Annotated in this window: 21 protein-coding genes; 8 read left to right on the forward strand and 13 right to left on the reverse strand. The window is 74.4% G+C overall.

The genetic code is table 11. From position 1 onward, the window contains the following. Positions 1 to 144 carry a hypothetical protein gene (locus Ae331Ps2_RS31930; RefSeq protein WP_158071553.1) on the reverse strand — a complete coding sequence of 48 codons (144 nt, stop codon included), beginning with the start codon at positions 142 to 144 and terminating at the stop codon, positions 1 to 3. Between the two features lie 186 nt (positions 145 to 330). Between Ae331Ps2_RS31930 and Ae331Ps2_RS10870 the strand changes: the two genes are divergently transcribed. Continuing rightward, positions 331 to 2,334 (forward strand): glycosyltransferase, encoded by a 2,004-nt coding sequence (locus tag Ae331Ps2_RS10870; RefSeq protein WP_075309131.1) that lies wholly within the window; start codon positions 331 to 333, stop codon positions 2,332 to 2,334. After that, positions 2,331 to 5,264 (forward strand): arabinosyltransferase domain-containing protein, encoded by a 2,934-nt coding sequence (locus tag Ae331Ps2_RS10875; RefSeq protein ID WP_075309128.1) that lies wholly within the window; start codon positions 2,331 to 2,333, stop codon positions 5,262 to 5,264. Before Ae331Ps2_RS10870 ends, Ae331Ps2_RS10875 begins: the two co-directional genes overlap by 4 nt. 113 nt (positions 5,265 to 5,377) lie before the next feature. Here the strand turns inward: Ae331Ps2_RS10875 and Ae331Ps2_RS10880 are convergent, their stop codons facing one another. Both Ae331Ps2_RS10880 and Ae331Ps2_RS10885 read right to left on the reverse strand, forming a co-directional pair. Next, the gene (locus tag Ae331Ps2_RS10880) at positions 5,378 to 7,276 is read right to left on the reverse strand and encodes a glycosyltransferase (protein ID WP_020624287.1); all 1,899 of its coding nucleotides are present in this window, start codon (positions 7,274 to 7,276) and stop codon (positions 5,378 to 5,380) included. 61 nt (positions 7,277 to 7,337) lie between these two features. Beyond that, the gene (locus Ae331Ps2_RS10885; protein WP_158071554.1) at positions 7,338 to 10,562 is read right to left on the reverse strand and encodes an arabinosyltransferase domain-containing protein; all 3,225 of its coding nucleotides are present in this window, start codon (positions 10,560 to 10,562) and stop codon (positions 7,338 to 7,340) included. A gap of 205 nt (positions 10,563 to 10,767) precedes the next feature. Between Ae331Ps2_RS10885 and Ae331Ps2_RS10890 the strand changes: the two genes are divergently transcribed. The 3 genes from Ae331Ps2_RS10890 (at position 10,768) to Ae331Ps2_RS10900 (ending at position 14,995) form a co-directional block, all read left to right on the forward strand. After that, positions 10,768 to 13,359 (forward strand): acyltransferase, encoded by a 2,592-nt coding sequence (locus Ae331Ps2_RS10890; protein WP_075309126.1) that lies wholly within the window; start codon positions 10,768 to 10,770, stop codon positions 13,357 to 13,359. A 288-nt stretch (positions 13,360 to 13,647) separates the two neighbouring features. After that, entirely contained in the window at positions 13,648 to 14,334 is a 687-nt protein-coding gene (locus Ae331Ps2_RS10895) for a hypothetical protein (protein ID WP_075329717.1), read from the forward strand. 10 nt (positions 14,335 to 14,344) lie between these two features. Next, entirely contained in the window at positions 14,345 to 14,995 is a 651-nt protein-coding gene (locus Ae331Ps2_RS10900) for a nitroreductase family protein (RefSeq protein WP_075312561.1), read from the forward strand. Positions 14,996 to 15,011: 16 nt separating this feature from the next. Here the strand turns inward: Ae331Ps2_RS10900 and Ae331Ps2_RS10905 are convergent, their stop codons facing one another. Beyond that, positions 15,012 to 15,767, reverse strand: a complete 756-nt coding sequence (locus tag Ae331Ps2_RS10905; protein ID WP_075309123.1) for a decaprenylphospho-beta-D-erythro-pentofuranosid-2-ulose 2-reductase — start codon at positions 15,765 to 15,767, stop codon at positions 15,012 to 15,014. 20 nt (positions 15,768 to 15,787) lie between these two features. Further along, positions 15,788 to 17,194 (reverse strand): FAD-binding oxidoreductase, encoded by a 1,407-nt coding sequence (locus Ae331Ps2_RS10910; protein WP_075309122.1) that lies wholly within the window; start codon positions 17,192 to 17,194, stop codon positions 15,788 to 15,790. Positions 17,195 to 17,246: 52 nt separating this feature from the next. Between Ae331Ps2_RS10910 and Ae331Ps2_RS10915 the strand changes: the two genes are divergently transcribed. Together Ae331Ps2_RS10915 and Ae331Ps2_RS10920 are read left to right on the forward strand one after the other, a co-directional pair. Further along, the gene (locus tag Ae331Ps2_RS10915) at positions 17,247 to 19,043 is read left to right on the forward strand and encodes a hypothetical protein (protein ID WP_075309121.1); all 1,797 of its coding nucleotides are present in this window, start codon (positions 17,247 to 17,249) and stop codon (positions 19,041 to 19,043) included. A gap of 17 nt (positions 19,044 to 19,060) precedes the next feature. After that, a complete protein-coding gene (locus tag Ae331Ps2_RS10920) occupies positions 19,061 to 19,663 on the forward strand; it encodes a DUF1707 domain-containing protein (protein WP_083695448.1) in 603 nt (200 codons plus the stop codon). Between the two features lie 6 nt (positions 19,664 to 19,669). On the opposite strand, the gene Ae331Ps2_RS10925 is transcribed toward Ae331Ps2_RS10920, so the two are convergent. From Ae331Ps2_RS10925 to Ae331Ps2_RS10940, 4 genes are read right to left on the reverse strand one after another with little or no spacing between them, the layout of a single operon-like run. After that, entirely contained in the window at positions 19,670 to 20,410 is a 741-nt protein-coding gene (locus Ae331Ps2_RS10925) for an ABC transporter permease (RefSeq protein WP_075309120.1), read from the reverse strand. Continuing rightward, positions 20,407 to 21,300 (reverse strand): ABC transporter ATP-binding protein, encoded by an 894-nt coding sequence (locus tag Ae331Ps2_RS10930; RefSeq protein WP_075309119.1) that lies wholly within the window; start codon positions 21,298 to 21,300, stop codon positions 20,407 to 20,409. The genes Ae331Ps2_RS10925 and Ae331Ps2_RS10930 overlap by 4 nt, the downstream gene beginning before the upstream one ends. Beyond that, entirely contained in the window at positions 21,297 to 21,614 is a 318-nt protein-coding gene (locus tag Ae331Ps2_RS10935) for a transcriptional regulator (protein ID WP_075312557.1), read from the reverse strand. Before Ae331Ps2_RS10935 ends, Ae331Ps2_RS10930 begins: the two co-directional genes overlap by 4 nt. Further along, on the reverse strand, positions 21,611 to 22,222 hold the full coding sequence (locus Ae331Ps2_RS10940) for a hypothetical protein (RefSeq protein ID WP_075309118.1): 612 nt from the start codon (positions 22,220 to 22,222) through the stop codon (positions 21,611 to 21,613). The genes Ae331Ps2_RS10935 and Ae331Ps2_RS10940 overlap by 4 nt, the downstream gene beginning before the upstream one ends. A 160-nt stretch (positions 22,223 to 22,382) precedes the next feature. Between Ae331Ps2_RS10940 and Ae331Ps2_RS10945 the strand changes: the two genes are divergently transcribed. Continuing rightward, entirely contained in the window at positions 22,383 to 22,838 is a 456-nt protein-coding gene (locus tag Ae331Ps2_RS10945) for a GtrA family protein (RefSeq protein WP_075309117.1), read from the forward strand. A gap of 56 nt (positions 22,839 to 22,894) precedes the next feature. On the opposite strand, the gene Ae331Ps2_RS10950 is transcribed toward Ae331Ps2_RS10945, so the two are convergent. The 4 genes from Ae331Ps2_RS10950 to Ae331Ps2_RS10965 all read right to left on the reverse strand — a co-directional run bounded on the left by Ae331Ps2_RS10950 (position 22,895) and on the right by Ae331Ps2_RS10965 (position 26,587). Further along, on the reverse strand, positions 22,895 to 23,872 hold the full coding sequence (locus Ae331Ps2_RS10950; protein WP_020627922.1) for a type IV toxin-antitoxin system AbiEi family antitoxin domain-containing protein: 978 nt from the start codon (positions 23,870 to 23,872) through the stop codon (positions 22,895 to 22,897). Positions 23,873 to 24,056: 184 nt separating this feature from the next. Beyond that, entirely contained in the window at positions 24,057 to 24,962 is a 906-nt protein-coding gene (locus Ae331Ps2_RS10955) for a glycosyltransferase family 2 protein (RefSeq protein ID WP_075309116.1), read from the reverse strand. Further along, positions 24,959 to 25,711, reverse strand: coding sequence for an ABC transporter ATP-binding protein (locus tag Ae331Ps2_RS10960; protein WP_020627924.1), 753 nt, complete (start codon positions 25,709 to 25,711; stop codon positions 24,959 to 24,961). The genes Ae331Ps2_RS10955 and Ae331Ps2_RS10960 overlap by 4 nt, the downstream gene beginning before the upstream one ends. Before the next feature lie 6 nt (positions 25,712 to 25,717). After that, positions 25,718 to 26,587 carry an ABC transporter permease gene (locus Ae331Ps2_RS10965; RefSeq protein ID WP_020627925.1) on the reverse strand — a complete coding sequence of 290 codons (870 nt, stop codon included), beginning with the start codon at positions 26,585 to 26,587 and terminating at the stop codon, positions 25,718 to 25,720. Positions 26,588 to 26,627 lie beyond the last annotated feature (40 nt).

A 26,627-nucleotide genomic window follows, 5' to 3' on the forward strand; every position in this document is an offset into this window, starting at 1 on the left:
TCAGAGCCGCGCCGCCACCGACCGGAGCAACCGGGCCACCCGCGCCCGGCCGCCCACCGCCCGGCTGCCGTGGACGAACCCGAACCGCGCACCGCGGGAGCGCAGCACGGCGGCGGCCTCCGCGCGCAGGGCCGGTCCGTCCATGTCGCCGGTCCGGCACGGTCGGTGACCCGGACGATCCACACCGCTCACCCGCCGCGCCCGCCCGCCTCCCGGCTCCCGCACCGTGCGCGGCTACGCTCGCGCACGACTCCACCCGGACCCGGGCGGACCGGCAGCGCCGCCGCCCGGGACCCCAGCGCCCCCGCGACGACAGAGGCAGCTCCTGCGATGACCACGACGGACCAGCGAGGTCAGGTGTCCCCCACCACCCCGGCCACGACCAGCGGCGAGACGCTGCTGCAGCGGGTGGTCCTGCCCAGGCCCGCCGACCCCACCGCCGTCCGCGCGCTCTACCTCGACGAGCGCCCCGGCACCACGCTCACCCCGGTCGAGCCGCTCGCCGACGAGCGCGCGCGTCCGCTCTCGCTGACCGTGTCGACCATCGGCGGCCGCCGCACCCGCATCCTCGACCGCACCGGCGCCACCGTCCCCGCGGCCACCGAGGTCTCCTTCGGCGCCTACTTCAACGCCTTCGCCGCGGGCTACTGGCGGGCCTGGTCGACGCTCACCAGCATCGAGCTGCGGCTGGACCTGGAGGGCTCGGGCCGCGTCGACGTGTACCGGACCAAGGCCGACGGGTCGCAGATCGTCGTCGCGGGTGAGGTCGTCGAGGGCCGTCGCCGGGTCACCCTCGAGCTGGACCTGCGCCCCTTCGAGGACGGCGGCTGGTACTGGTTCGACCTGTCCACCGACGACGCCGACCTCACCCTGCACGGCGGCGGCTGGCACGCCCCGCACGACGCGCCGGGGCGCGCGGCCGTCGTCGTCGGGATGCCGACGTTCAACCGGCCCGCCGACTGCGTCGCCACCCTCACCGCGCTCGGTTCCGACCCGCAGGTGCGGGACGCGATCACCGCGGTGATCCTCCCGGACCAGGGCACCCGCAAGGTCCGCGACGAGGCCGGCTACGAGCAGGCCGCGGCCGCGCTCGGGGACCGGCTGCGGATCATCGACCAGCCCAACCTGGGCGGCTCCGGCGGCTACGCCCGGATCATGTACGAGGTCCTGCACGGCACCGGCCCGCACGCGGGCGGGATCGACTGCGAGCAGATCCTCTACATGGACGACGACATCCTGCTGGAGCCCGAGTCGGTGCTGCGCGCGATCGCGTTCAGCCGGTTCGCCCGCGAGCCGATGCTCGTCGGCGGGCAGATGCTGTCGCTGCAGGCGCGCTCGCAGCTGTCCACGATGGGCGAGGTCGTCGACCGCAACCAGTTCCTGTGGCGCCCCGCCCCGGAGACCGAGGCCCACCACGACCTCGCCGCCCGCACCCTGCGCCAGACCCGCTGGCTGCACCGCCGCGTCGACGTCGACTACAACGCCTGGTGGATGTGCCTGATCCCGCGCCGCGCCGCGGAGCAGCTGGGCCTGCCGCTGCCGCTGTTCATCAAGTGGGACGACGCCGAGTACGGCCTGCGCGCCCGCGCCGCCGGCTTCCGCACCGCGACCGTCCCGGGCGTCGCGATCTGGCACATGTCCTTCATCGAGAAGGACGACTCCTCGGACTGGCAGGCCTACTTCCACTACCGCAACCGGCTCGTCGCCGCGGCCCTGCACGGCCCCGACGACCCGCGCGCGATGCTGAAGGAGACCTTCAAGCGCACCCTGCGCCACCTGATGCTCATGGAGTACTCGGCGGTCGCGCTGCAGATCAAGGGCTTCACCGACTTTCTCGCGGGCCCCGAGGCGCTGTTCCCGAAGCTGCCCGTGGTGCTCGACGAGATCCGGGCCCTGCGCGCGCAGTACGACGACGGCCGCCCGCTCGAGTCCGCCACCGAGGTGCCGCCGGCCGAGCTCGACGCGCTCGGCGCGCAGCTGTTCCCGAAGCCCCCGGTGGGCCGGGCGAAGGCCGCGGTCGGTCTCGCCCGCGGGGTGCTGCGCAACCTGCGCACCCCGGACCCGGCGCTGCGCGAGCGCCCGCAGCGCAACGTGCCGTGGCGCAACGCCCAGTGGTTCGTGCTGGCCGGCCTGGACTCCGCGACGGTGTCCACCCCGGACGGCCGCGGGGTCACCTTCCGCCGTCGTGACCCGGCGATGTTCAAGGAGATGGTCGCGGAGTCGTTCCGGCTGCACCGCGCCGTCGCCGCGGACTGGGAGGGCCTGCGCGCCCGTTACCGGGCGGCGGCGCCCGTGCTGACCGGCAAGGACGGTTGGAAGCAGATCTTCGAGTGAGCCCCGCCCGCCGGGGGCCGCTGCTGCTCCTGCTCGGCGTCGTCACCTGTCTGCTCGGCCTCGCCGCCGCGCTCGCCCCGGTCGACGCCGAGGACCCGGTCGTCACCTGGCCCCGGGCCGGCCAGGCACCGGAGAGCACGGTGCTGCCGCTCGCGCCGTACCGGCCGCTGGAGTTCTCCGCGACCGTCCCGTGCGCCGCGGCGGCCGCTCTCGGCGAGGGCGACGTGCTGCGGACGATGCCCGCCGCGCAGGAGAACCCGGTGACGGCGCCGGGCTTCGTCGCGAGCGTGTCCGGCGGGACGCTCACGCTGCGCACCGGCGACCGGGTGCTCGCCACCGCACCCGCCGCGTCGGGCTGTGTGTTCGAGGTGACCTCCGCCGACGGCGGCACCGTCGTCACCCGCGACGGGGCGGTCCTCGCCGAGCGCCTCGACGTCGCCCCGCCGCAGGTCGCCGAGCTCGCCACCGACGTCACCGGGCCCGCCGCGGCCGGGCTCGCGGTCACCCTGTACACCGATGCGCGCTACGCGTCGTCGCCGTCGCCGCTGAAGGTGGCGCTGCTGGTCGCGCACCTGCTCGCCCTGGCCGCCACCCTCGCCGTCGCCGTGCGGACCTGGACCGGCACCCGCCGGGTGTTCGACGCGCCGGTCCGCCCGGGGGTCGCCGACCTCGTCGTGCTCGTCGTGAGCTGCGCCTGGGCGGTGCTCGGGCCGCTCAACATCGACGACTCCTGGTACGCGCTGATGGCCCGCCAGGGTGCGGAGACCGGGACGATCGGCAACGCGATCTACCAGTTCGACGTCACCGAGGCACCGTTCACGACCAGCCAGTACCTGCTGCAGTGGTGGGGGTCGCTGGTCGGCTGGGGCCTCGGACCGCTGCGCGTGGTGCCGGTCGTGCTGGGCCTGCTGACCTGGGTGCTGCTGCGGTACACCCTCGCCGCGCTCGCGGGTCGGGTCGGGGTCCGGCCCGGGGTGGTCGCCGCGCTCGCCGTCGCGCACCTGGCCTGGTTCCTGCCCTACGGCATCTCCCTGCGCCCCGAGCCCGCCGGGACCGCGGCCGCCGCCGGGGTGCTGCTGCTCGTCGCCGCCGCCTGCCGCACCGGGGCGGTCGGGCTGCTGGCGCCGGCCGTCGTCGTCGCGGTGGTGGGGATGACGACCGCGCCGACCGCGCTGGTCGCCGCGGTGCCGTTGCTGCTCGCGCTGCCGCTGGTGTGGTGGCACCTCGTGCACGCGCGGTGGGCGACCCGGCTCGCGACGGTCGCTGTCGCGTTCGCCGCCGCGAGCGCCGTCGTACCGCTCGGGCTGGCCGACCAGAGCCTCGCCGACGTGCGCGAGTCCGTCGCCGTGCACCGCTGGTACTACTTCCAGTACCAGTGGTACTCCGAGTTCGTCCACTACGCGAACCTGCTCGGCCCCGACGACCAGGGCACCTGGGGGCGACGCCTGCCGGTCCTGCTGACCGTCGCCGTCCTCGCGCTGGGCGCGGTGCGGCTCGCGACGCGGCGCGGCACCGGCGGCCCGCTCGGCCGGGCACTCGGGTTCGCGCTCGCGGCGACCGCGCTCGGCCTCGTCGCCGTCGCGGTCAGCCCGACCAAGTGGGTGAACCACTTCGGTGCCGTCGCCGCACCCGCGACGCTGCTGCTCGGCATCGCGCTCGCCCGCGGCCCGCTGCCGCGCCACGCCCCGCTCCGGCTCGTCGCGGTGGGGACGGCCGTGCTCGGCGTCGTCGCCGCGGTGGTCTACGCCGGGCCGAACCTGTGGCGCCCGTTCTCCGACTGGGGCCAGCCCTTCGGCAACCACTCGGTCCTCGACGCGCCGATCAACCAGCAGGTCCTGGCCCCGCACCTCGGGCCGCTGTACCTGCGCAGCCCGCTGCTGTGGCTGCTCGTGGCCGCCGCCGCGCTGTGGTGGGCCGGGCGGCGGGGGCGGACTCCCCGGCCGGACCGGGCGGTGCTGCGCGTCGCCACGGCGGGCGGCGTCGCGCTGATGCTCGTCGTGTTCGGCGTGGCTCCGGTGCAACAGGCCCCCGGCGCGTCGGTGGCCTCGATGAACCTGGCCATGCTGACCGGCGACGGCTGCGGGCTGGCCGACGCACTGGCCGTCACCGTCCCCGACGAGGCGACGTCCCCGCCCCCGCCCCCGAGCGCGCCGCCCCGCCTCACCGGGGTGATGCGGGAGGGCCCGCCGCCCGACCGGCCGTCGATCCCCGGCCCCGTCTGGCACACCGAGGACGCCGGCACCGGCACCCTCGACGCCGGCTGGTTCGCCGTCCCGGCCGGGACCACGCGGCTGCTCCTGCCGCTGACCGGGGACCTGCGGAGCGACCAGAGCGTCCGGATCGACACCGGCGCGGGCGCGGTCACGGTCGACCTGCCCGGGGAGAAGCTCGGCGACTGGCGGGACGTGGCGGTCGACCTGCCCGGCCCGGCCGACCGGGTCCGGCTCGTCGTCGACGACCGGACGGACGGTCCGGACACCTGGCTCGCCGTCGGCGCCCCGCTGCCCGCCCGCGAGCTGCCCGCCCGCGCGGTGCTCGGCGACGCCCCGGTGTTCGCCGACCAGGCCTCGGCGGTGCTGTGGCCCTGCCAGGACCAGATCGCGGTACGCCACGGCATCGCGCAGGCCCCGCAGTGGCGGCTGCGCACCGGCGACAATCTGGAGGGCGCGACCGAGTCCACCGCGTTCTTCGCGGCGAACGGCGGGACGCTCGCCGGCATCGACCGCACCGCGACCTTCGACGAGCTGCCCTCGCGGCTCGACCCGCCGGCCGGGCGCGCCATGTTCGCGCCGGCGCACGTCGAGCGGGTGCGCTACGAGCACCCGACCGACGGCTACGACCTCACCGTGGGCACCCAGCGGCGGTGGGGGTGGGAGCGGCTGCCGACCCTGGCCACCCGCGACTACACCGGCCGGGACTTCCTGGGCTGAGCGGCGCACGCCCGTCCGTCGCCGGTGTCCACACCCGTTCTCCGGCGTCCACACCGGTCACGACCGGTGTGGACACCTGCGGAGGGGTGTGGATGCCGCGGAGCCTGGTGGGCTCAGCCGGCGTCGTAGAGCCGCGCCCAGGTCTCCCGCGAGGTGAGCCGCGGCTCGGCGGCCTTCCACTCCCTGGCGGCCTGCGGGCCCTCGTTCCAGAGCCGGCGCACCGTCTGCACCCCGCGCGTGGTGAGTTCGCGCAGCCGCTCCCGGTCGCGGGTCCGGATCCGGACACCGGTCTCGGCCATGTCGGTGACGATCGCGCGCTCGAACAGCGACACGTGCCACCAGTGCGCCTCACCGGCCGGGACCATCCCGGAGCGGAACGGCACCCGCCCGGTGGCCTGCAGCACGGCGCGCTTCACCCAGGTCCGCACGACCTTCGACGGCTTGTGCCCGGCCAGGTGCACGACGGACTCGCGCACGTCGAGCCCGGCCTGGGCCAGCGGCACCGCCGTCGTCTCGGGGTAGGCGGCCCGGATCCGGCGGATCTCCGCCGCCGCGGCGGCGGAGCCGTCGTCGAGCACCGAGGGGCCGCGCAGGAAGTCGTCGACGGCGGTCAGCAGCGTCGCCGCCAGCCCGTACTGCATCGCGACCAGGTACTGGGCCAGCAGCTCGACGATCGTCGTGGTCACCGTGCGCCGGTCGAAGCCGGTGCGCAGGGCGGCGGTGATCAGGCCGTTGCGCTGGTTGAAGTAGCGGTGCCACTCGTCCCAGTCCTTCCAGCCGAAGTCGGCGTGCCACACGGCGGCACCGGGCAGCGACACCGTGGCGAAGCCGCGCTCGCGGGCGCGGTAGCCGAACTCGACGTCGTCCCACTGGAAGAACAGCGGCAGCGGGTAGCCGATGGCCCGCACGACCGGTGCGGGGATCAGGCAGGACCACCAGCCGTTGTACTCGGTGTCGACCCGCTGCTCCTGCACGATCGGCAGCAGCCGCTCGTCGCGGCCGAGGAGGAAGCCCTCCTCCAGGGCGCCGGGGACGGGCATGCCCACCCGCAGCTTCTCGGGCACGGCGTACTCGGCGGTGATGTGGACGTGCCCCGGGTGGAGCAGGTTCAGCATCTGCCCGCCGACGATCGTCGGCGCGGTGGTGCACGCGGCGAACCCGGTCAGCCGGACGACGATCTCCGGGTCGAGCAGCACGTCGTCGTCCATGAGCAGGACGTCGTGGTCGTCGGCCGGGTCGCCTGCGGTCGCCTCGTAGAGCCCGCGGGTGAAGCCGCCCGCGCCGCCCAGGTTGGGCTGGCGCTGGTAGGCGAGCCGGTCGCCGAACGCCGCGGCCAGCGGCGCGAACCGGTCGCGCGACTCCAGCGGGTCGCTGCCCTGGTCGACCACCCGGACGGTCGCCACGCGGGCCAGCGCAGCCGGGTCGTCGAGCAGCGCCTGCAGCGTGTTCAGGCAGTCCTCGACGCGGTTGTGGGTGCAGATCGTGATCGAGGTGGGCCGCGGCGGGCGGGGCACCGCGACCGTCCACTCGACGTCGGACACGGTCAGCGTGCCGGTGTCGGTCGCGAACTCCAGCCAGAGCCCGCCGCCGTCGACGAAGCGGTCGATCGCCCCGGTCAGCTCGACGACGCCGCCGCCGTCGACGCCCGTGGTGGCGACGGCGCGGGCGACCTTGTTCGTGTCCGAGGCCATCAGCCACACCCGGCCGCGACCCGCGGCGCGCAGGGACACCCGCACCTCGGGTACCGCGGTCCAGCGCTGCCAGTAGGTGGCGTGCAGCCGCCCCCAGTAGGTGTTGGTGGTGACGTGGGTGGCCGGGACCAGCTCGATCAGGCCCCGCTCGCGGCGGGCGGCGCCGCGCAGGACCTCGGCGTAGAGGTCCTCGGGCACCAGGTGCGTCGGCCCGGTGAAGGGGCCACGCTGTACGACCAGCCGTCCGGGGCGGGCCCCACCGGCGGTGTCGTCGGCCGGGGCGGGCTCGCCCCCGCGGAGGGGCCGGGCGGTGTCCAGCATGGCTCTCGCTCTCGCTCTCGCCTCACATCTCGGATCGGACAGGACGAAGTCTGCCGGGGCCTCAGTCCGGCAGTGGCGTCGGGTCCGGCGAGGGTGCCCCGGCCTGCCCGACCTGCTGCCAGCCCCACAGGGTCCGCTCGCCGTCCTGCACCGGGGCGGGGACCGCCCGCGGGTCGTAGGGCTCGACGAGCCGGATCTGGCCCCAGTCGAAGTCCCAGGCGCCGGGTAGGTAGGTCGGGACGTAGCGCTGGGCGGCGGTCCGGACCAGCCAGCCCTGCGGGCCGCCGAACCGGCTGCGGCCCCACTCGTCGGCGACGGTGCGCTGCTGCGGGTCGGCGAGCATCCGGAACACCGGCACGTCGGCGATGCCCCGGTGCACGCCGAAGCGCGTCACACAGGGATGCACGAACGACGTCGCCCAGTCCAGGTACGCGGTGCCGCGGGCGGCGATCGTCGTCAGCGGGGTCAGCCGCGGCACCCGGGGCTGCGCGACGGCGACCCACGCCCCGGTGCCGATGCCGCGGTCGGACACGATCACCCGCACCCGGTCGGCGTCGGCGGCCGGCCGGCCCGCGAGGTCGACGCGCAGGTCCCGCCACGCCTGGCCGCCCGAGGCGCCGCCGGAGTAGTCCGAGGTGCTGCTGACGGCCCCGCCGGGCTCGATCTCGTCGACGACGGCGCCGTCGCGGGCGAACTGCAGGGTCACGGTGTTGCCGCCGCCGATCGTCCCGGCGACGCCGAGGACCAGCGGTGCGGAGCCGTCGCGGGCCGCGGCGGGCAGCGTGTGCCACGCCGAGCGGTAGTCGCCGACGTTCTCCGGGTCCGGCGACCAGCTGCCCATGACCGGTCCGCCCAGCGGGCCGGTGCCGGTGACGCCGGGGCGGTCGTCGCCGTCGCCGGTGTTGTCGCGCAGTGATCCCGGTCCGGTCGGCGGCAGACCCTCGGGCGTGAAGCCCTCGGCCAGCGGGCCCGGGTCCGCGACGCCCGCCGGTTCCGGCGCGGTCGGCAGCACGTTCGCGGCCGGGTCGGTCTCCACCTGGATGCGCCCGGCGAGCCCGCAGCGCGACCCGGTGGGGTCGGTCAGCACGTCGGCACCCAGGGAGTACGAACCGGCCTGCTTCTCCATGCCCTTGGCCATCGAGGCGACCTGGAACAGGACCATGAGCGCGCAGATCACCGCGAGCGGCGCCGACCCGAGGCGGACGGCCTGGACGGTGCCGATGCGGCCGCGCCGGCGACCGAGGGTCCGTCGCACCGGGCGCGGCACCCCGGAGGTCGAGCGCAGATGCTCCACCCCGGCGACGACGAGCGACAGGAACGCCAGGACCAGCAGCACCGTCGTCGCCTGGATCCCGCTCACCGACACCGGCTTGTCGAACCACGGCACGCCCCAGTTCGAGACGTACCACCAGGTGTTCGGACCGCGGAACGCCAGCGCCGTCACCGCGAGCACCGCGGCCAGGAACAGCGCCTGGTTGCGTCGCGAGCGCAGGACCCCGGTGCTCGTCGCGAGCGCGGCCAGCGCCGCGACACCCGAGGCGAGCGCGGCGAACGCGCCGAAGTGGTGGGTCCACTTCGTCGGGGTGAGGGCCAGCACGGCGAACGACAGCGCGGTGCTCGCGAGCAGCCGCCGCGAGAACCCGAGTGCGGCGCCGGGGATGCGGCCCCGGCGCAGCAGCACGACCGTCGAGACGGTCATGCACAGCCACAGCAGCAGGACCGGGAAGCGACGCTGCAGCGAGCCGTCGCGGCTGTCGCTGAACAGCAGGTCGTAGCGGGCGAGCTCCTGGTACCAGGGCAGGTTCGGGCCGATGTCCTGTCGGACCCGGGTGGCCTCGGCGACGGTGGCGAGGGTCTGGTCGCCGAACACGGCGGTGAGCACGATCAGCCCGGCCGCGAGCAGCGGCCCGAAGGTCGCCGCCCAGCCGGTGGTGCGGATCCGTTCGGTGAACAGCCGCAGCAGGGGGCGGGCCGCGGCCAGGAACGGGGCCAGCGCGATGAGGCCGGTCGGCGTCGCCGCGACGGCGAACGCCCCCGCGACGAGCGCCCCCGCGACCGGCAGCAGCCGCCGGGTGGCCAGCGCGCGCTCCAGCATCACGAACGACACCAGCGCCGCGATCACGACGACCGTCTCCGGGCGCAGCCCGTTGTTGAACGGCAGCCAGAAGCAGAGGAACACCCCGGCCGCGGCCCATCCCGCGGACCGGCTGCGCCGGACCTGGGCGCCGAGGCGGGGCAGCAGTGCCCGGCTGATCAGGAACCAGGACGCGACGCCCATCGCCAGCGCCGGGACCCGCAGCCACAGCACCGACTCCGAGACCCCGCTCCACAGCGAGTACAGCTGGTAGAACCAGCCGAACGGCGCCTCGGGGACGTCGAACCAGCGGTGGTAGTTGCCGATGTAGCCGGCGGTGTCGTTGCCCCGGGAGATGTCGAGGATGTACCCGTCGTCGCTGGTCATCGACCCGATGAGGGCCCACACGACCAGGACGCCGACGACGACGGCGTCCCGCAGGTCGTCCTGCCCGCGCAGCCGCCGGGCCAGCCGGCGGCCGTGCACGACGCGGCGGGCGTCGGCGTCGTCGATCCGGCGCAGGAAGAACAGCGCGCCGAACAGCGCGACGATCGCGACGCCCCCCGCGACGAGCTTGAGCGTCGAGGCGTCGGAGTCGTAGCGGTTGTCGGTGTCGAACCGGACGCTCGTGCCGCCCATCGGGTCACGGCCCGCGTCGAGGTCGGAGTGGATCCCGGTGAGCTGCGGGCGGCCGTCACCGGCGAACTCGTACAGCGTGGCGCCGCCCAGCGTCGCCGTCGTCGCGTCGAAGTCCGAGGTGAACGTGAGGGCGCAGGGCCCGCCCGGCAGGGGGAGCGGCGCGGTGGCGATGCGCTGGCCGCGGTTGTCGAGGGTGACCACCCCGTCGGCGACGGCGACGCGCAGACCGACCGTGTCGCCGTCCGGGGCGTCGGTGGGCGTCGTGGACAGGACGGTCGCGCGGCCGGGGGACCGGTCGTCGAGGCTGCGGATCGCGTCGCAGCCGATCGTCGCGGTCAGGCTCTCCGGCCGGTACGCGACCAGCGGGGCGTTCAGCGGCGCGGTGCCGGTCGTGGCGTTCGGCCAGGTGACGGTCGCCGTGTTCTGCACGACCGGCAGGAACGGGATCGCCAGCGCCAGCACCGCCGACAGCAGGCCCAGCGCGGCGGCGAGGAGGCGGTCGGTCGGACGCGACCGGCGGTCGGTGGAGCCCGATCCCGGGCGGGGATCGGCCTCCGTTGCGGCGGTCAGCACCCGGACGAGGCTAGACGCCACCCCGTGATCATCCGTGACACCCCCGTGACCCGTCACCGTTGGACCGGTCGGCCTAGTCCACTCGGCTGGGTGCTCAAGGTCGACTGCACCCTGTTTCCATGACGCAGCGTGATGAACTGCGGACGATCGGGCACTGTTCGGGTGTCACCGGTGACGGTGGTGATCGACTCTCGTTGGGTCGGGTGTGAGCATCTGCACCGATTCGCGCACGACGGCCGACGACCCGGCCGGCGTCGCGTCCGCCGTCGGCGGCACCGCGCCCGAACAGGGTGCTCCGTCCGTCCGAAGTGGAGGAGACGGCGGCGGTGAGGTGCTCGCGCTGACCGGTCTGCGGATCGTCGCCGCGCTCTGGGGCGTCGCGTTCCACTTCCACTTCACCCCGATGGCGGGTGTGGAGACGGTGAACGACTGGCTCGGACCGCTGATCACGCAGGGCGCGCTCGGCGTCGACCTCTTCTTCGTCCTGAGCGGTTTCGTGATCGCCTGGACCTACCTCGACCAGCTGGGCCCGCGGCTGCGGCTGCGCGAGGCCGGCGGGTTCGTGTGGGCCCGTGCGGCGCGGATGTGGCCCGCCTACGTGGTGGTCCTCCACCTCTTCGGCGTGTGGCTCGTGGCGCGGCTGGTGTTCGGGTCGACGACCGACGTCGTCTACCAGTCGGTGCAGCCGTCGTTCACCGTCGGCGCGTGGTTGGAGCAGCTGTTCGGCGTACAGATGTGGGACGAGCAGTACCTCGACGGCGCGTCCTGGGTCGGCCCGACGTGGTCGATCAGCGCCGAGTGGCTCGCCTACCTGCTGTTCCCGCTGCTGGCCCTCGGCTTCTTCCGGCTGCGGAACCTGCCGTTCGCGGTGCTGGCGGCAGGGTCGCTGCTCTGCACCGCACCGATGGCGGCCGCGTTCCTCGTGGTCGGGTCGCCGTACTACCCGTACAGCTGGCTGGTCCGGGTCCTCGGCGGGTTCTCCGCGGGCGTCCTGGCGATGCTGGCCGTGCGGCGGCTGCGCACCACCGAGCGGACCCGCTCCGCAGCCTCGACGACGGCGACGTTCACCGTCGCCGCGGTCCCGTTCGTCCTGCTGGCGGGGTCGGTCCTCGGCGGCGGGCTGCACGGCCTGGCCGTCGTCGCCTTCCCGATCCTGGTCGGGGCACTCGCGCTCGCCGACCGCGGACCGGTGCACCACCTGCTGACCCGTGGCCCGGTGGTGCACGGAGGGCGGATCTCCTACGCCCTCTACCTGGTCCACATCCCGATGTTCGAGATCTTCTGGTTCCTGAGCGACTCCGGTGTCCTCCCCCGCGGCGGGGAGACGGGGCATCTGATCGCGCTCACCGTCTTCGTGGGGACTCTGCCCGTGGCACACCTGCTGTACTCGCTCGTCGAACGTCCCGCGCGCCGGTGGATGCGGGGCCGTACCCGGCCCGCCCCCGAGGCGGTCGAGGCGGTCGTCGCCCCCGACCCGGTCCCCGCCGCCCGTCGCGTCGTGGACAACGACGCGGCGCGCCGTGACCCGGAGACCTCCGTGCTGGCGGTGGTCACCGACGAGCCGGTGACCTCGGTGCTGCCCGTTGTGTCGGCCGGACCGGCCGCGGACCCCGCCCCGGCTGCAGCTACCCGGCGGACGGCGCCGGAACCCGCCCCGTCGCGGGCGTTCGCGCCGACGCACGGCGCACCTGCGCAGGGCGCGCCGACGCAGGGTGCCCCTTCACAGGGCGCACCGATGCACCAGGGCACGCCGACGCACCAGGGCACGCCGACGCACCAGGGCGCAGCGCAGAACGTGCCGACGCAGCAGAGCTCGTCGTCCGAGCAGGGCGCCGTGCAGCGGCCCGCCTCGTCGCAGCCCGCCGTGCCGCAGCCCGCCCGGCCGCAGCCGGTCGCCGCTCGGCCCGGCGCCGGAGAGCAGCAGGTCGCCGCTCGGCCCGGCCCCGGGGAGCAGCAGGTCGCCGCTCGGCCCCGCACCGGGGAGCAGCCGGTCGTCCCGGGCCGGCCGGTGGCCGGGGACGAGCCCGGCGACGTGCCGCCGGTGACCGAGGCGCTGCCGGTGGTCCGCCGCCGCTCGGCGGGCCCCGCCGTCGCCACGACGTCGGGCTGGACGCCCACCACACCTGCGGAGCAGGACCCGGCCGACGACGCGCGCACCGCGGCCATGCCGCTCGTCCGGCCCGTCGCGGCCCCGTCCGCGCCGGTCGCCGAGCCCGAGCCCACCGCCCCGGCGTCCGAGCCGGCTCCGGCCGACCCGATCGCCGTCCCGGCGCCCGCGCTGCCCACCCGGGCACCGCGCCGCCCCGAGGCCGACCCCGCCGACGTGCCCGCCGCGGCCGAGATCGACGTCCCGGCCCCGGCCGGTTCGGCCCGCTGGGTGCTGGAGCGCCTGGCCGCGGCCCGGGCCGCCGACTTCGCCGGCGCCGGGCACAGCGACCTCTCGGAGGACCTGGTGGCCGTCGCCCGGATGCGCAGCGGCGGCGCCGGGACCGGCGGGGACCTGTTCACCCCGGTAGTCGAGGGCACCGGCACCACCTCCGGCGTCGACCGGATGGAGCGGCTGCGGTCGCTGCACATCGCTGCCCGTGAGCTCGCCGACGACCGTGGTGTCGTCCCGGCGCCGCGGGCGATCCGCTCCGCCTCGGCGCTGCCCGGCACGCGGACCGGCGTCGAGAACTGCGGCCGCGCCGGCCGTCGTCGCGACGACGCCCACGCCAGCGCCGCGACCCCGATCGTCGCCGCCTCGGGTGCGGCCGCATCCCGTCGCCCCCGGAAGAAGCCGGCGCACGGGGCCTGAGACACCGCTGGGGAGCGGGTAACACGGCCGTGCCCCCGGACCACCACCGTGGTCCGGGGGCACGGCCGCGTCCGCCGACCCGCGCCGGATCCGGTCCGCGGGGCGGGGAGACCGGGCGGTGCCCGCCGGGCGGCGGTCCGCGCACCGCGCGAGCGGTCCGGCGACGCCGCATCCCGGTGCCCGGGACGTGACGCCGGTGCCCGGACACCGCGGCGCCGCGTCGGCGACAATGGACGTGCCCGCCCGTCGCGCCCCAGGACGGGTCCCGCCCACCGACGCGATGGACCGATGATCCCCACGACCCCGCCCCTCGCCGACCTGCCCGAGCCCACCGGTGCCGCACCGCCGGAGCGGGCCGCACTGCACTGGTACCTGCGCCTGGTCCGTCACCACCTGGGCCGTGGCCCCTACCTCGACGTGGCGGGTGCCGGCGGGGCGCTGCTCGCCGGGCTGGCGCGGCTCGGCCCGGCCTCGGGGCTGGCCGGCTCGGAGGCCGAGGCGGAGCGGATGCGTGCCGGTGCGCCGGGCTGCCCCGTGCACCTGAGCCTCGACGCCCTGCCGGGTCCGGTCGCGTCGGTGACCGCGGTGGAAGTGCTCGACCGGCTGCCGGACGTCGCGCTCGCCGGTGACCTCGGCCCGGGAGGCTGGTTCCGGGCGCTCGAACCGGGCGGGCACGCACTCGTCGTCGCCGCCGACGCCGAGGGCCGCGGCCGCGAGCTGGCCGGTGCCCGCTGGGTGCCGCCACGCGTCCCGCGCGGGCACCTGCGGATCCGGGAGATCCTCGTCGAGGCCGGGTTCGAGATCGTCCGGGAGGGCTCGGACGGGCTGACCCGTGGCCCCTACGGCGGCATCCCCACCTGGGCCGACCCGCGTCTGGCCGCGACCCGCGCGCAGCGGTCCGCGGGGCGGCTCACGTGCGAGGCGGGCGCGGGTGAGCGCGCGGTGATCATCGCGAGGAGGCCGGCGGCGCCGTAGCGTGCAGGGCATGAGCGATGTGCTGCCCATCGGCCCCGACGAGCTGCTCACCACCACCCGGTCGGTCCGCAAGCGCCTTGACCTGGAGCGTCCGGTCCCGCTGGAGGTGGTCCGGGACAGTCTCGAGGTCGCGTTGCAGGCCCCGAGCGGTTCGAACCAGCAGGGCTGGCACTGGCTGGTGCTCACCGACGCCGAGAAGCGGAAGGCCGTCGGCGAGTACTACCGGAAGGCGTTCACCGCCTACCGGAACTCCGCGCAGTACCCGACGACCCGCTCCCACGGCGACGCCGACCGCGACGCCACCCAGCTCCGCGTCGCCGACAGCGCGCAGTACCTCGCGGACCGGATGGGCGAGGTCCCGGTGCTGGTCATCGGCGCGATCAACGCCAAGGCCGAGCTGCCGGCGTCGAACCAGGCCGGGCTGTGGGGCTCGCTGCTGCCGGCCGCGTGGAGCCTGCAGCTCGCCCTGCGCGCGCGTGGTCTGGGCAGCGCCTGGACGACGCTGCACCTGCAGTACGAGAAGGAGATCGCCGAGCTGCTGGGCATCCCGGACGACGTGCGGCAGGGAGTCCTGCTGCCGGTCGCGTACTACACCGGCGACACGTTCAAGCCCGCGAAGCGCCAGCCGCTCGACACCGTCCTGCACGTCGACGGCTGGTAGGCCGCCCCGTCCGGGCTCAGATCGGGAGCTTCCGGAAGATCGGCCGCGGCACGTGGCGCAGGGCGCTCATCACGAAGCGCATCGGCGCCGGTGCCCAGACCAGCTCCTTGCCCGTCCGCACCGCGTCGACGATGACGTCGGCGACGGCCTGCGGGGTGGTCGCGAGCGGTGCGGCGTCGAGGCCCTCGGTCATCTTCGAGTGCACGAAGCCGGGCCGGACGATCGTCACGGTCACGCCGAACTCGCGCAGCGCCTCGGTCAGCCCGGTGTAGAACGCGTCCATCCCGGCCTTGGTGGAGCCGTAGACGAAGTTCGAGCGGCGGGCCCGCTCCCCGGCGACCGAGGAGATCGCGACGATCGAGCCGTGGCCCTGCGCGCGGAACCGCTCGGCCAGCGCGACCCCGGTGGAGACGGTCGCGGTGTAGTTGACCTGCGCCAGCTCGACGGCGTGGTCGACGTCGGTCCAGGCCTTCTCGTTGTCGCCGAGCAGCCCGAACGCGACGACGGCGACGTCGATGTCCCCGCCCGCGAAGGCCTTCTTGATGACCTCGGGGTGGGTCTCGATGTCCCGGGCGTCGAACTCGACGGTCTCCACGCCGCACCCGAGCGCCTCGAGCTCGGTGCGGGCGGCGTCGAGCCGGGGGCCGGGGCGGGCGGCGAGCACGACCCGCAACGGGCGGTCCGCGGCGAACGCGCGCACGGTGGCCAGGCCGATCTCGGAGGTGCCGCCGAGGAGCAGGATGCTCTGCGGGTTGCCGACTGCGTCGATCATGATGGTGCTGGCTCCGGACGTCAGAGGGTCAGTGCGAGGCGGCGGGACATGTCGGAGGCGAAGACGCCGGTGGGGTCGACGCCGTCGCGGATCGCCTTCCACTCGGCGAACCGCGGGTAGCCGGCGGCGAAGGCCTCCGGCGACGTGCGCGACTCCTTCGCCAGGTACAGGCGCCCGCCGGCGGCCAGCACCATCTCGTCGAGCTCGGTGCAGAAGCGGGACAGGCCGCGTGCGATCGGGAAGTCGACGGTGATCGTCCAGCCCTCCGTCGGGAACGACAGCGGTGCGTCGTTGCCCGCGCCGAAGCGCTTGAACACGTTCAGCCCGGACTTGTGCGGCGAGGCCGCGATCTTCGACACGATGCGGCGCAGCTCGGTCTCGGCTCCCATCGGGACGACGAACTGGTACTGCAGGAAGCCCTTCGAGCCGTAGACCCGGTTCCAGTCCCCGAACACGTCGAGCACCTGGTAGAAGGCCGTGATGTTCTGCACCGAGCCACGCTGGCGCTTCGGTGCCTTGCGGAACCACAGCTCGGAGAACGCGGTCAGCGACAGCTTGTTGGCCAGCCCGTTCGGGAAGACGTCCGGGAAGGTCAGCAGCTGCGGCGCGTCGAACTTGAGCGGCTCGGACCGCAGCTTCGCGGGGAGCTGGTCGACGGTGGCGAGCGAGCCGCGGGTCAGCACCGACCGGCCCATCCGGGCGCCGGTCGCGGTGGTGTCGAACCAGGCCGCGGAGTAGCCGTAGGTGTCGTCGGAGCCGTCGGTGAGCAGCTCGAGCAGGCCGTCGAGGTCGTCGGTGCGGTCGGTGTCGACCACGAAGTACGCCGACTCGGTCCGGTGCAGCCGCACCCTGGCCCGCACGATCACCCCGGTCAGGCCCATCCCGCCGACGGTCGCCCAGAACAGCTCGGCGTCCGGCCCGGAGGGGGTCAGCTCGCGCACCGAGCCGTCCGCGGTCACCAGCGCCAGCCACTCGACGTGGTTGCCGAAGCTGCCCTTGGTGTGGTGGTTCTTGCCGTGCACGTCGGCGCCGATCGCTCCGCCGATCGTGACCTGACGGGTGCCCGGCAGCACCGGGACCCACAGCCCGAGCGGGAGCGCGGCGCGCATGAGCTGGTCGAGGCTGACGCCCGCGTCGACGTCCGCGACGCCGGTGTCCGGGTCGATGGCGTGGATCCGGTTCAGCCCCGGCATGTCGAGGACGACGCCGCCCGCGTTCTGTGCCGGGTCGCCGTAGGACCGGCCGAGCCCGCGCGCGATCACGCCGCGCTCGCCCGCCGTGCGGACGGCCTCGGCCACGTCCTCGGCGTCGCGTGGGGTGACGAGCTGGGCGATCGTCGGCGCGGTCCGCCCCCAGCCGTGCAGGGAGGCGGTCCGTCGCGCCGGGGCGTCGGTCCTGGTGCTGCGGGGAACGGTCGTGTCCGTCATCGTCGCCAGGGTAGCGAGGGGCCCCGACGGCGACGGGTGCGACCCTGGGCGGGTGCTCGACGAGCGGCAGGTCCGCCTCCCGCTGCCACCGGCGCGGGGCCGGGGCACGACCGCGGGGCTGTACGTGCTGCTCGGGGTCGGCTACCTGCTGGTCTCGCTGTGGCTGCAGCGCCGGGTGCTCGCCGACCCGGGCGGTCTGCTGATCGGCCACGTCACCGCCGACGCCGACATGTTCTCCTGGTGGATCCACTGGTTCCCGTTCGCCGTGACGCACGGGGAGAACCCGCTGGTCACCGACTGGATGCACTGGCCGTACGGGCTCAACGCACTGTGGAACACCGCGGTGCCGCTGCTGGCGCTGGCGCTCGCCCCGGTCACCCTGGTCGCGGGCTCGGTGACCGCGTTCAACGTCGGCCTGATCCTCGGCCCGGTCGTCTCCGGGCTGGTGCTGGTCGTCGCGCTCGGCCCGTACGTGGGCCGGGCCGGTCGCGGCTGGGCCGCCCGCGGGATCGCCGGAGCGCTGTACGCGTTCTCCCCGTTCCACCTCGCGCACGCGATCGCCGGGCACCTCAACCTCACGTGGTCGCTGCTGCCGCCGCTGCTCCTGCTGCTGGCCCACCACCTGTTCGCACGGGGGCCGCTGCGCCGGCCGTGGACGGTCGGGGCGGTGGCCGGGCTCGTCCTGGTCGGGCAGCTCGTCCTCTACACCCAGACCCTCGCGATCGGCGTGATCTTCCTGGTCGTCACCGCGATCGTGCTCGCGCTGCGGTTCCCGCGCCGGGTCCCGGCCCACCTGCCGGGGCTGGTCCGGGCCGGACTGGCCTGCGTCGGGGTGTTCGTGGTGCTAGGCGCGTACCCGCTGTACCTGGTGCTGGCCGGGCCGAACCGGCCGCGCGGCCCGATCCGCAACGTGCACGCCACGGGGGCGGACCTGGCGAACCTGCTGGTCCCGACCCGGCTGACCGCCGTTCGTGCGGTCCCTGACGGCACGGACGCCGAGCTCGGCGGCCACATCGGTGAGCAGGGCGGCTACGTCGGCCTCGCCGCGCTGGCGCTGGTCGTCGTCGCGGTGCTGGTCGTCCGGTCGACGACGCTGCGGGTGGTCGCGGCGGTCGGGTTCCTGTCCTGGGTCGCCTCGCTCGGCACGAGCGTGGTGCTGCTGGGCGACTACACCGGGATCCCGCTGCCCTGGCTGGTGTTCGCCGAGGTGCCGCTGCTGTCGGAGGTCGAGCCGGTCCGGATCGAGGTGGTGACGGCGATGTGCGTGGCCGTCGTCGTCGCGCTGTGGGTGGACCGGATGCCGCTCGACACCCCGGCGACGGCGGTCGGCGCCGTCGCCCTGACCGGGCTGGCCGTGGTGTCGTGGCTGCCCGCCGACGCCCAGGAGGTCCGGCCCGCTCCGGTGCCCGCCTTCTTCGCGGCCGGGGCGGCGCCGCTGGGCCCGGCCGACGTCGTCGAGATCTACCCACGCATCACCGCGGCCTGGGACGACGGTGCACAGGGCCTGCGGTGGCAGGCGGCCTCCGGCCCGGCGTTCCGCATCCGCGGCGGCTACTTCATCGCCTCCGATCCCGACGACGACGTCGCGATCCAGTCCCGCTGGAACCGCTACCAGATCGGGGCGCAGTGGGTCGCCGACGGCAAGGACGAGCCCAGCGACGACTACGCCGCCGCCGCTCACCGCGAGCTGCGCGACCTGGGGATCACCGCCGTCGCGTTCGTTCCCGGGTACGCCGGGGGAGACGAGGCCAGGGCGCTGGCCTGGACCCGCCGGGTGACCGGCGACCCCGGCCGGTTCGACGGCGGGGTGTGGCTCTTCCGGCTGCCGGACGGCGCACCCGTCGGCTAGGTGTTTACCCTGGTGGGGTGACCGGCGCGCGGCTACCCGGAGAGGGTCGGGAGATCAGGATCTCCGACGCCGACCGCGAGCGCGTCGCGGCGCGGCTCAACCACGCGTTGGGCGAGGGCCGCATCTCGGTCGAGGAGCTGCAGGAGCGGCTGTCGGTCGTCTACGGCGCCCGGTTCGGCTCCGAGCTGCTCCCCGTGCTGTCCGACCTGCCCGGGGACCCGCTGAACCTGTCCGCGGACGTCCTCGCCACGCCGGTCGGCCCGCCCACGGTGCTGCGCGGCGGCATGAGCGGGGTCAAGCGCCGCGGCGACTGGGCGGTCCCGGCCCGGCTGCGGGTGCAGGCCTCGCTCGGCGCGGTGCTGCTGGACTTCTGCGACGCGCAGCTGCCCCTGCCCGTCGTCGAGGTGGAGCTGGAGCTCGGCGCCGGTTCGGCCCGGCTGCTGGTCCCGGAGAACGCCACCGCCGACGTCGACGGCCTCGTCTCCCAGTACGGCTCGGTCCGCTCGAAGATGCCCAGCCGCGCCGTCCACGGCCGCCCGCACTTCCGCGTCTACGGCCGGACGGCCGCCGGCTCGGTCACGGTGCGGCCCCGCTACACCTTCGCCGGCCGTCACTTCTGACCCGGCTCACCGGAAGCGGCGCCCCTCGTCGCGCCGGTAGGCCCAGCCCACCAGCAGGGCCAGCCCGACCGTCCACGCCGCGAACGCGCCCAGTGCCAGACCGCTCGGGGCCGGTCCGCCGAGCGACCAGAGCAGCAGGTCGCGGGCCCCGCGGGTGGGCAGCAGCTCGGTCGCGCGGGCCAGCCAGCCGGGGAACAGCTCCGGCGGCAACAGCAGCCCGCCGCCGAAGGCCATCGGGAAGAACGCCAGCTGGGTCACCGGCAGCGCCACCTTGGTCGGCAGCGAGTAGCCGATCGCGAGCCCGCCGAACAGGAACGGCAGCCCGGCCACCAGCAGCGCCAGCACCGCGCCCGGCAGTCGGGCGGCCTCGACGGACGCGGGTGTGAGCAGCGCGCCGAGCACGACCACCGGCAGCATCCCGAGCAGCGCGAACAGCACACCGACCGCGAGCCGGCCGACCACCCGGGCCGACGCGGGCGCGGGCAGCGTGCGCAGGTAGGGGTCCCACGGCTTCTCGCGGTCGTCGGCGACGCCCACGCCGAAGGTGAACAGGAACCCGCTGAGCACGCCGAACAGCGCGAGCTGGGCGACCGTGCGGGTCGCCGCGACCGGGTCGTCGCCCCAGTCGAACGGCAGCACGAAGAAGCACAGGGTCAGGGCGGGGAACAGCGCGGTGGACAGCACCGCGACCGGGATCCGCAGCTGCTCCAGGATCAGGTAGCGGGCGTGCGCCGTGGCGATGCTCATGCCTGTCCTCCGGTCAGGGTGAGGAACGCGTCCTCCAGCGAGGCGCGGGAGACGGCGAGGTCGGCGAACGGGACGTCGTGTCGGACCAGGGCGCGGACGAGCTCGTCGGCGTCAGGGGTGTGCAGCACGACGCGGTCGCCGTCGACCTCGGCCCGGTCCACACCGGGCAGGTCCTCGGGCACCGCCGGTCCCCCGGGCACCGTCGTGATCCGGAACGCGACCCGGCCGCCCCGGACGGCGCCACGGACGGCGTCGACGTCGCCGTCGGCGCGGATCCGACCGCCGGCCAGGACGACGACGCGCTCCGCCAGCGACTCGATCTCGTCCAGGTAGTGGGTGGTCAGCAGGACGGTCCCGCCGCCGGCGTGGAACTCGCGGACGGTGTCCCAGAGCGCGTGGCGCCCCTCGACGTCCAGGCCGGTCGTCGGCTCGTCGAGCAGCACCAGCCGAGGGCGGCCGATGAACGCGAGCGCGAGCGCGAGGCGGCGCTTCTGGCCGCCGGACAGCCCGCCCGCCTGGCGTCGTTCCAGCCCGTCGAGGCCGAAGCGCCCCAGCAGCTCACCGGCACCGACCGGGTCGGGGAAGTGGGCGCCGACGAACCGGACGATCTCCCCGACGCGCAGCGTGTCCGGCAGCCCGGTCTGCTGCGGAGTGGTGCCCAGCGCGACCCGGTTCACCGCGTCGCGTGGGTCCCCGCCGAACAGCCGCACCGTGCCGGTGTCCGGTCGGCGCAGCCCGGACACGAGGTTGACCAGCGTCGACTTGCCCGCCCCGTTCGGTCCGAGCAGGCCGGTCAGGCTGCCGGGCTCCAGGACGAGGTCGACGTCGTCGAGGGCGACGGTGTCGCCGTAGCGGCGGGACACCCCGCGCAGCTCCAGCGGGGCGGTCACGACGGCACCTCCGAGGGGTCCGAGGACGGGTCGAGCAGCGCTCGCAGGGCCGTCGTGTAGTCCTCGAAGGCCCGCCGGCCCGTTCTCGTCAGTTCGACGAAGGTCACCGGGGTGCGTCGTTGGTGCGCCTTGGTGATCGCGACGTAGCCCGCGTCCTCCAGCTTGCGCAGGTGGGTGGACAGGTTGCCCGCGGTCATGCCGAGCAGCTCCTGCAGCCGCGGGAAGGTCATGCGGTCGCCGTCGTCGAGGGCGGCGAGGGTGGCGGTGACCCGCAGCCGGGCCTGGGCGTGGATGACGGGGTCGAGCTCGGTCACCGGACCGCCCGCGCCCGCGTCCACAGCCCGGTGGCGACCAGCGCGCCACCGCCGACGACGGCGAGCGTCAGCGCGTGCCACGGCGCCGGGACGAACGGCAGCGCCGCGCCGAGCACCAGCAGGCCGAGCCCGAGCGCGTAGTCGGGGACGTCCCGCCGGACCGCGGCCCCGACCGCGAACAGGCCGCCGGTGACGAACACGAACAGTGCGGGCATGGCAAACCCGACCGGCGCCCCGAGCCGGCCCAGACCGACCGTCAGCGCGACGACGCCGATCATCGCCACCGGCCAGACCCAGCCGTAGAGGGCGCCGTGGAGCTGGCTCGGCCCGGCGACGCCGCGTCCCATCCGGGCGCCGACCACGCCGCTGCTGATCGACCCTCCGGCGATCGCCAGCCCCGTGAGAACGCCCGCGGTGAGCGCGGTGACCGCCCCGGCCCCGTTCGCGAACCAGGCGAGCCCGATGACCGCCCAGGCCGCGCCCCAGATCAGATAGAAGATCCAGTACGGCGGGACCTGCCGGGCCTGCTCGCGCTCGATGATCGCGAGCGCGTCGGCCGGTGAGCGCGGCGGCTGGTCGTCGACGTCGGTGTCCGTCCGATCCTGCATGCTTCCCCCACTACCAACTGGTTTGCCTTGTCACCAACTTTGTACGGCAAAGTGCATTGCCTTGTCCACGGTCGCGTACGGATCGGCAGGTCGGAGGTGCGCGACCTGCGCTTCGGTGGGTCGACGCGGTCGTTGCGGCGCGCGCCGCTACCCTCGATGGGTGACCGCCACCGAGCCCACCCGGGCCGAGCCCCCGGCCACCGGTCCGGCCGACGCCCCGGCCCCGCGCCTCGGCCTCGTCCGCCAGCTGGGCAGCTTCGTCGCGATCGGCGTGCTCTCCGCGATCGTCGACTTCGGCGTCTACCACCTGCTCCTGAACGCGGGCCTGTGGGTGCCGTTCGCCAAGGGCATCAGCTTCATCCTCGGTACGACGACGGCGTACCTGCTCAACAAGCGCTTCACCTTCACCGGCGCGAACACCGGCGGCCGCGCGAGGTTCGCCGGCTTCGTGGCGCTCTACGGCACCACGCTGGCCGTCAACGTCGCGGTGAACTCGTTGGTCCTCCACGTCCTGCCGCCGATGGAGTGGGACGTGACGTTGGCGTGGGTGATCGCCCAGGGCACCGCCACCGCGATCAACTTCGTCATGCTGCGCTGGGTCATCTTCAAGGACTGACCCGCTCTCGCACCCCGGCTGCGGTCACCGCACCCTCCGCGGAGGGTGCGACGACGTCACGCGGGGTGCGGCAACACGGTGAGGAGTCGCCGCAGGCGGGGCACCATGCCGTTCGGGCCCCGGCCGTCGATGTCGTACCAGGTCCAGCGCACCACGGTGAGCCCGATGGCCCGGATCCGGTCCTCCCGTTGCTTCTCCCGCCACAGGACGTCCTCGAGATCCTCGTCGGGGTGCAGCGTGCGCCCGTACTTCATCCGTCCGTCGAACTCCCCGACGACCCCGTGCTCGGGCCATGCGAAGTCGGTCCGGTAGCCGAGCCCCGGGACCTCCCACTGTGTCACCGGTGCGGGTATGCCGGCGGCGTGCAGGTGGAAGCGGCTGCGGGACTCGCCCGGACTCTCCGTCAGCGCGTCGGCGAGGGCCAGGGTGCGTCGCGCACGCGGCATTCCCCGTCGCCCGGCGAACCGGTTGAGGACGTCGTCGAGCTGCGCGCCATCGACGGCACCGGGCGGTGGTGGCAGGGCCGGGTCGCGGCGGACGTGCCGGTGGAGCGCGGCGTCGAGCGTGATCAGCGCCTGCTCGGTGCCCAGCGTGCGGGCGAGGTCGACGGTGGTCCGGGCGGCGGAGGTGACCCGCAACCCGTCCAGCTCCACGACGTCCTGGTCGGGCAGGGGTACGGAGTGCACGTGCGTACCCGGTCGGATACGGCCACCGCCGGGGCGGTCGCGGAAGACGTGCAGTCGACCCAGCGGTACCCGCCACAGCGGCAGGCCGAGCAACACGGCTGCCGTCACACCGCCGTAGACCGCATCGTCGGCCAGCTCCGGGGCGGCGGCCTGCGCCCTGGCCCGGTGGAGCTCGGCACTGGTCGGCTCCGTCTCACCGGGAAGCCTGTAGACACCGGGCCGGATACCGAGCAGCCGACCGCCGCGCACGAGCCGGTCGATCTCGTCCCGCTCGAACCCGGCTGTCAGGAGGGTGTTGCGCCGCAGCAGGCCACCGGGACCGAGCGGCACCGAGTCGAGGGGGTCCATGCCCCCACCCAAGTCGACCCGGCGCGGGACGACGCTCCAACCCACCACCCTGTGGACAACTCTCGTTGTTGTGGACAACTCACATCTGCTGAGCTCTCGCACCCCTGCGGGGGTCGTCGCACCTGCCGTAGAGGGTGCGAGGACCTCACGAGGGGTGCGGGAGGTGATCCGGAGGGGTGTCCGATCAGGGGGCGCGGTGGAACTGTTCCCGGCGACCCTGGCGGAGCAGGGTGAGCCAGTCGCGGAAGGCGCCCGGGTCGCGCTTGGTCACCAGGAAGTACCAGGCGAACCTCGGGAGCTCCAGGAGGCCGATCCTGCGCATCCCCGGCTGGGACATCAGGTAGCCGCGGTTGCGGTAGGTGTAGTAGCGCTTGACCTCGTCGCCCGGGTCCTGGGCGTGCAGCCGCCCGCCGAGCATCGGCTTGAACTCGTCGGAGCCGTAGGGGTGCAGGTAGGTGGCCTGCAACGCGGTGCCGAACGGCAGCCCGGACCGGACCATCCGCCGGTGCATCTCCACCTCGTCGCCGCGGACGAACAGGCGCAGGTCCGGGACCCCGACGACCTCGAGGGTGGAGGCCCGGAACAGGGCGCCGTTGAAGAAGCTGGCGATGCCGGGCAGCAGGTCGTCGGGGCCCAGCGCCGAGCGGGACCGGTGCCAGGTGACGCCGCGGCGCAGCGGGAAGGCGAGGCGGTCCGGGTCGGCCTTGTCGGCGACCACCGGGGACACCGCGGCGAGCTGGTGCCGCTGCGCGACCTCGAGCAGCGTGGCGAGCGTGGACTCGTCGGCGGCGTGGCCGTCGTCGTCGGCCAGGAAGATCCACTCGGCGCCCATCGCGAGGGCGTGCAGCATTCCCAGGGCGAAGCCGCCGGCACCGCCGAGGTTGGACCACGACGGCAGCCAGGTCGTCGGCAGCGGGCACGCCTCGACGGCGTCGCGGGCGGGCCGGTCCGGCCCGTTGTCGACGACGATCAGGTGGGCCAGCGGGTGGGTCTGCTTCGCCATCGCCGCGAGCGAGTCGACGAGCAGCTCGGCGCGGTGCCGCGTCACGATGACGCCGACGACCGAGCCGGGCGGGAGTGGTCCGGTCACGACGGGGTCCGCCCCTTGTAGTGGTCGAGGACCTCGTGCAGCGGGCCGTACTCCTTGATCGTCCCGTGCTCCATCCACAGCGCGGTGTCGCACAGGTCGGCGAGGAACTCGTCGGAGTGCGAGGCGAAGACCAGGATCCCGGAGCGGTCGACGAGCTCGTGCAGCCGGTCGCGGGCCTTGTTCAGGAACTCCGCGTCGACGGCGCCGATGCCCTCGTCGAGCAGCAGGATCTCGGGGTCGATCGAGGTGACGACACCGAGCGCGAGCCGCACCCGCATGCCCGTCGAGTACGCCCGCAGTGGCATCTCCAGGTAGTCGCCGAGCTCGGTGAAGGCGGCGATGTCGTCGATCCGCGCCTCCATCTGCTTGCGCGTCATGCCCAGGAACAGGCCGCGGATCAGGATGTTCTCGTAGCCGGAGATCTCCGGGTCCATCCCGACGGCGAGGTCGAACACGGGCGCGACCTTGCCGCGGACCATCGAGCGGCCACGGGTGGGCTCGTAGATGCCGGCCATCAGTCGCAGCAGCGTGGACTTGCCGGCGCCGTTGTGCCCGACGAGTGCGACGCGCGCGCCCTTGTCCAGGCTGACGGTGATGTCGCGCAGCGCCTCGATGATCGGCACCTTGGCGTCGGTGCCGATCCGGCCGCCCGCCCTGCCGAGGACGGCCTTCTTCAGCGAGCGCGTCTTGGCGTCGAAGATCGGGAAGTCGACGGCGGCGCGGTCGATCCGGATGCGGGGTTCAGTCACAGCGGCTCACACCCAGTACGCGACGCGGGAGCGGTAGTTGCGCAGGCAGATCAGCGCCGCGGCCCAGCCGACCAGCGTGATCACGCCGGTGACCAGCCAGTACCGGCCGACGATCTCCTGGCCGAGCAGCGGCTGACGCACGATCTCGACGAAGTGGAAGACCGGGTTCAGCTCGACCAGCTGCGCGCGCTCGCGGGCCACGTCGTTCTTGCTGAGCGTGTCGACCGACCAGACGATCGGGGTCAGGTAGAAGATCAGCTGGGTCACGCTGGCGATGATCGGCGGGATGTCCCGGAAGCGGGTCGCGAGGATCCCGGACAGGATCGCGACCCACGCGCCGTTGACCGCCAGCAGCGCGAAGGCCGGGACGGCCAGCAGCGTCGACAGCCCCAGCGGATGCGGGAACACGATCATCAGCACGACCCAGACGACCAGGTTGTGCAGGAAGAACAGCGTCTGCCGCCACACGAGCCGGTAGATGTGCAGGCTCAGCGGGGCGGGCAGGAACTTGATCAGGCCCTCGTTGGCGATGAAGACCTCGCTGCCCTCGAGGATGCAGCCGGACACGAAGTTCCAGATCAGCAGCCCGACGGCGACGTGCGGCAGGAACGTCGCCAGCGACATCCCGAACAGCGCCGAGTAGAGGATGCCCAGGCCGAGGGCGATGACGCCCATGCTGATCGAGATCCACAGCGGCCCCAGGACGGAGCGGCGGTAGCGCTGCTTGATGTCCTGCCAGCCGAGGTAGCCCCACAACGGCCGTTGCCGCCAGCCCTGGGCGAGGTCCGCGAACGCCCGGCGCCAGCTGCGCGGGCTCGACACCTCGGACGGGTCGACGACGTCGCCCGGCTCGTTGTCGGTCACGGTCACGGCCACCCGGTGAGGGTACTCAGACGCCGTCCGCGGGCCCGGCAGG

The organism is Pseudonocardia sp. Ae331_Ps2, from assembly GCF_001932405.1.
Taxonomy (GTDB): Bacteria; Actinomycetota; Actinomycetes; order Mycobacteriales; family Pseudonocardiaceae; genus Pseudonocardia.

Excerpts from the sequence above, each read along its gene's own strand:
- Ae331Ps2_RS10900 (WP_075312561.1), top strand. The coding sequence starts at position 14,345 with ATGAGCGATGTGCTGCCCATCGGCCCCGACGAGCTGCTCACCACCACC.
- Ae331Ps2_RS10950 (WP_020627922.1), bottom strand. The coding sequence starts at position 23,872 with ATGGACCCCCTCGACTCGGTGCCGCTCGGTCCCGGTGGCCTGCTGCGG.
- Ae331Ps2_RS10925 (WP_075309120.1), bottom strand. The coding sequence starts at position 20,410 with ATGAGCATCGCCACGGCGCACGCCCGCTACCTGATCCTGGAGCAGCTG.
- Ae331Ps2_RS10940 (WP_075309118.1), bottom strand. The coding sequence starts at position 22,222 with ATGCAGGATCGGACGGACACCGACGTCGACGACCAGCCGCCGCGCTCA.
- Ae331Ps2_RS31930 (WP_158071553.1), bottom strand. The coding sequence starts at position 144 with ATGGACGGACCGGCCCTGCGCGCGGAGGCCGCCGCCGTGCTGCGCTCC.
- Ae331Ps2_RS10895 (WP_075329717.1), top strand. The coding sequence starts at position 13,648 with ATGATCCCCACGACCCCGCCCCTCGCCGACCTGCCCGAGCCCACCGGT.
- Ae331Ps2_RS10910 (WP_075309122.1), bottom strand. The coding sequence starts at position 17,194 with ATGACGGACACGACCGTTCCCCGCAGCACCAGGACCGACGCCCCGGCG.
- Ae331Ps2_RS10870 (WP_075309131.1), top strand. The coding sequence starts at position 331 with ATGACCACGACGGACCAGCGAGGTCAGGTGTCCCCCACCACCCCGGCC.
- Ae331Ps2_RS10880 (WP_020624287.1), bottom strand. The coding sequence starts at position 7,276 with ATGCTGGACACCGCCCGGCCCCTCCGCGGGGGCGAGCCCGCCCCGGCC.
- Ae331Ps2_RS10905 (WP_075309123.1), bottom strand. The coding sequence starts at position 15,767 with ATGATCGACGCAGTCGGCAACCCGCAGAGCATCCTGCTCCTCGGCGGC.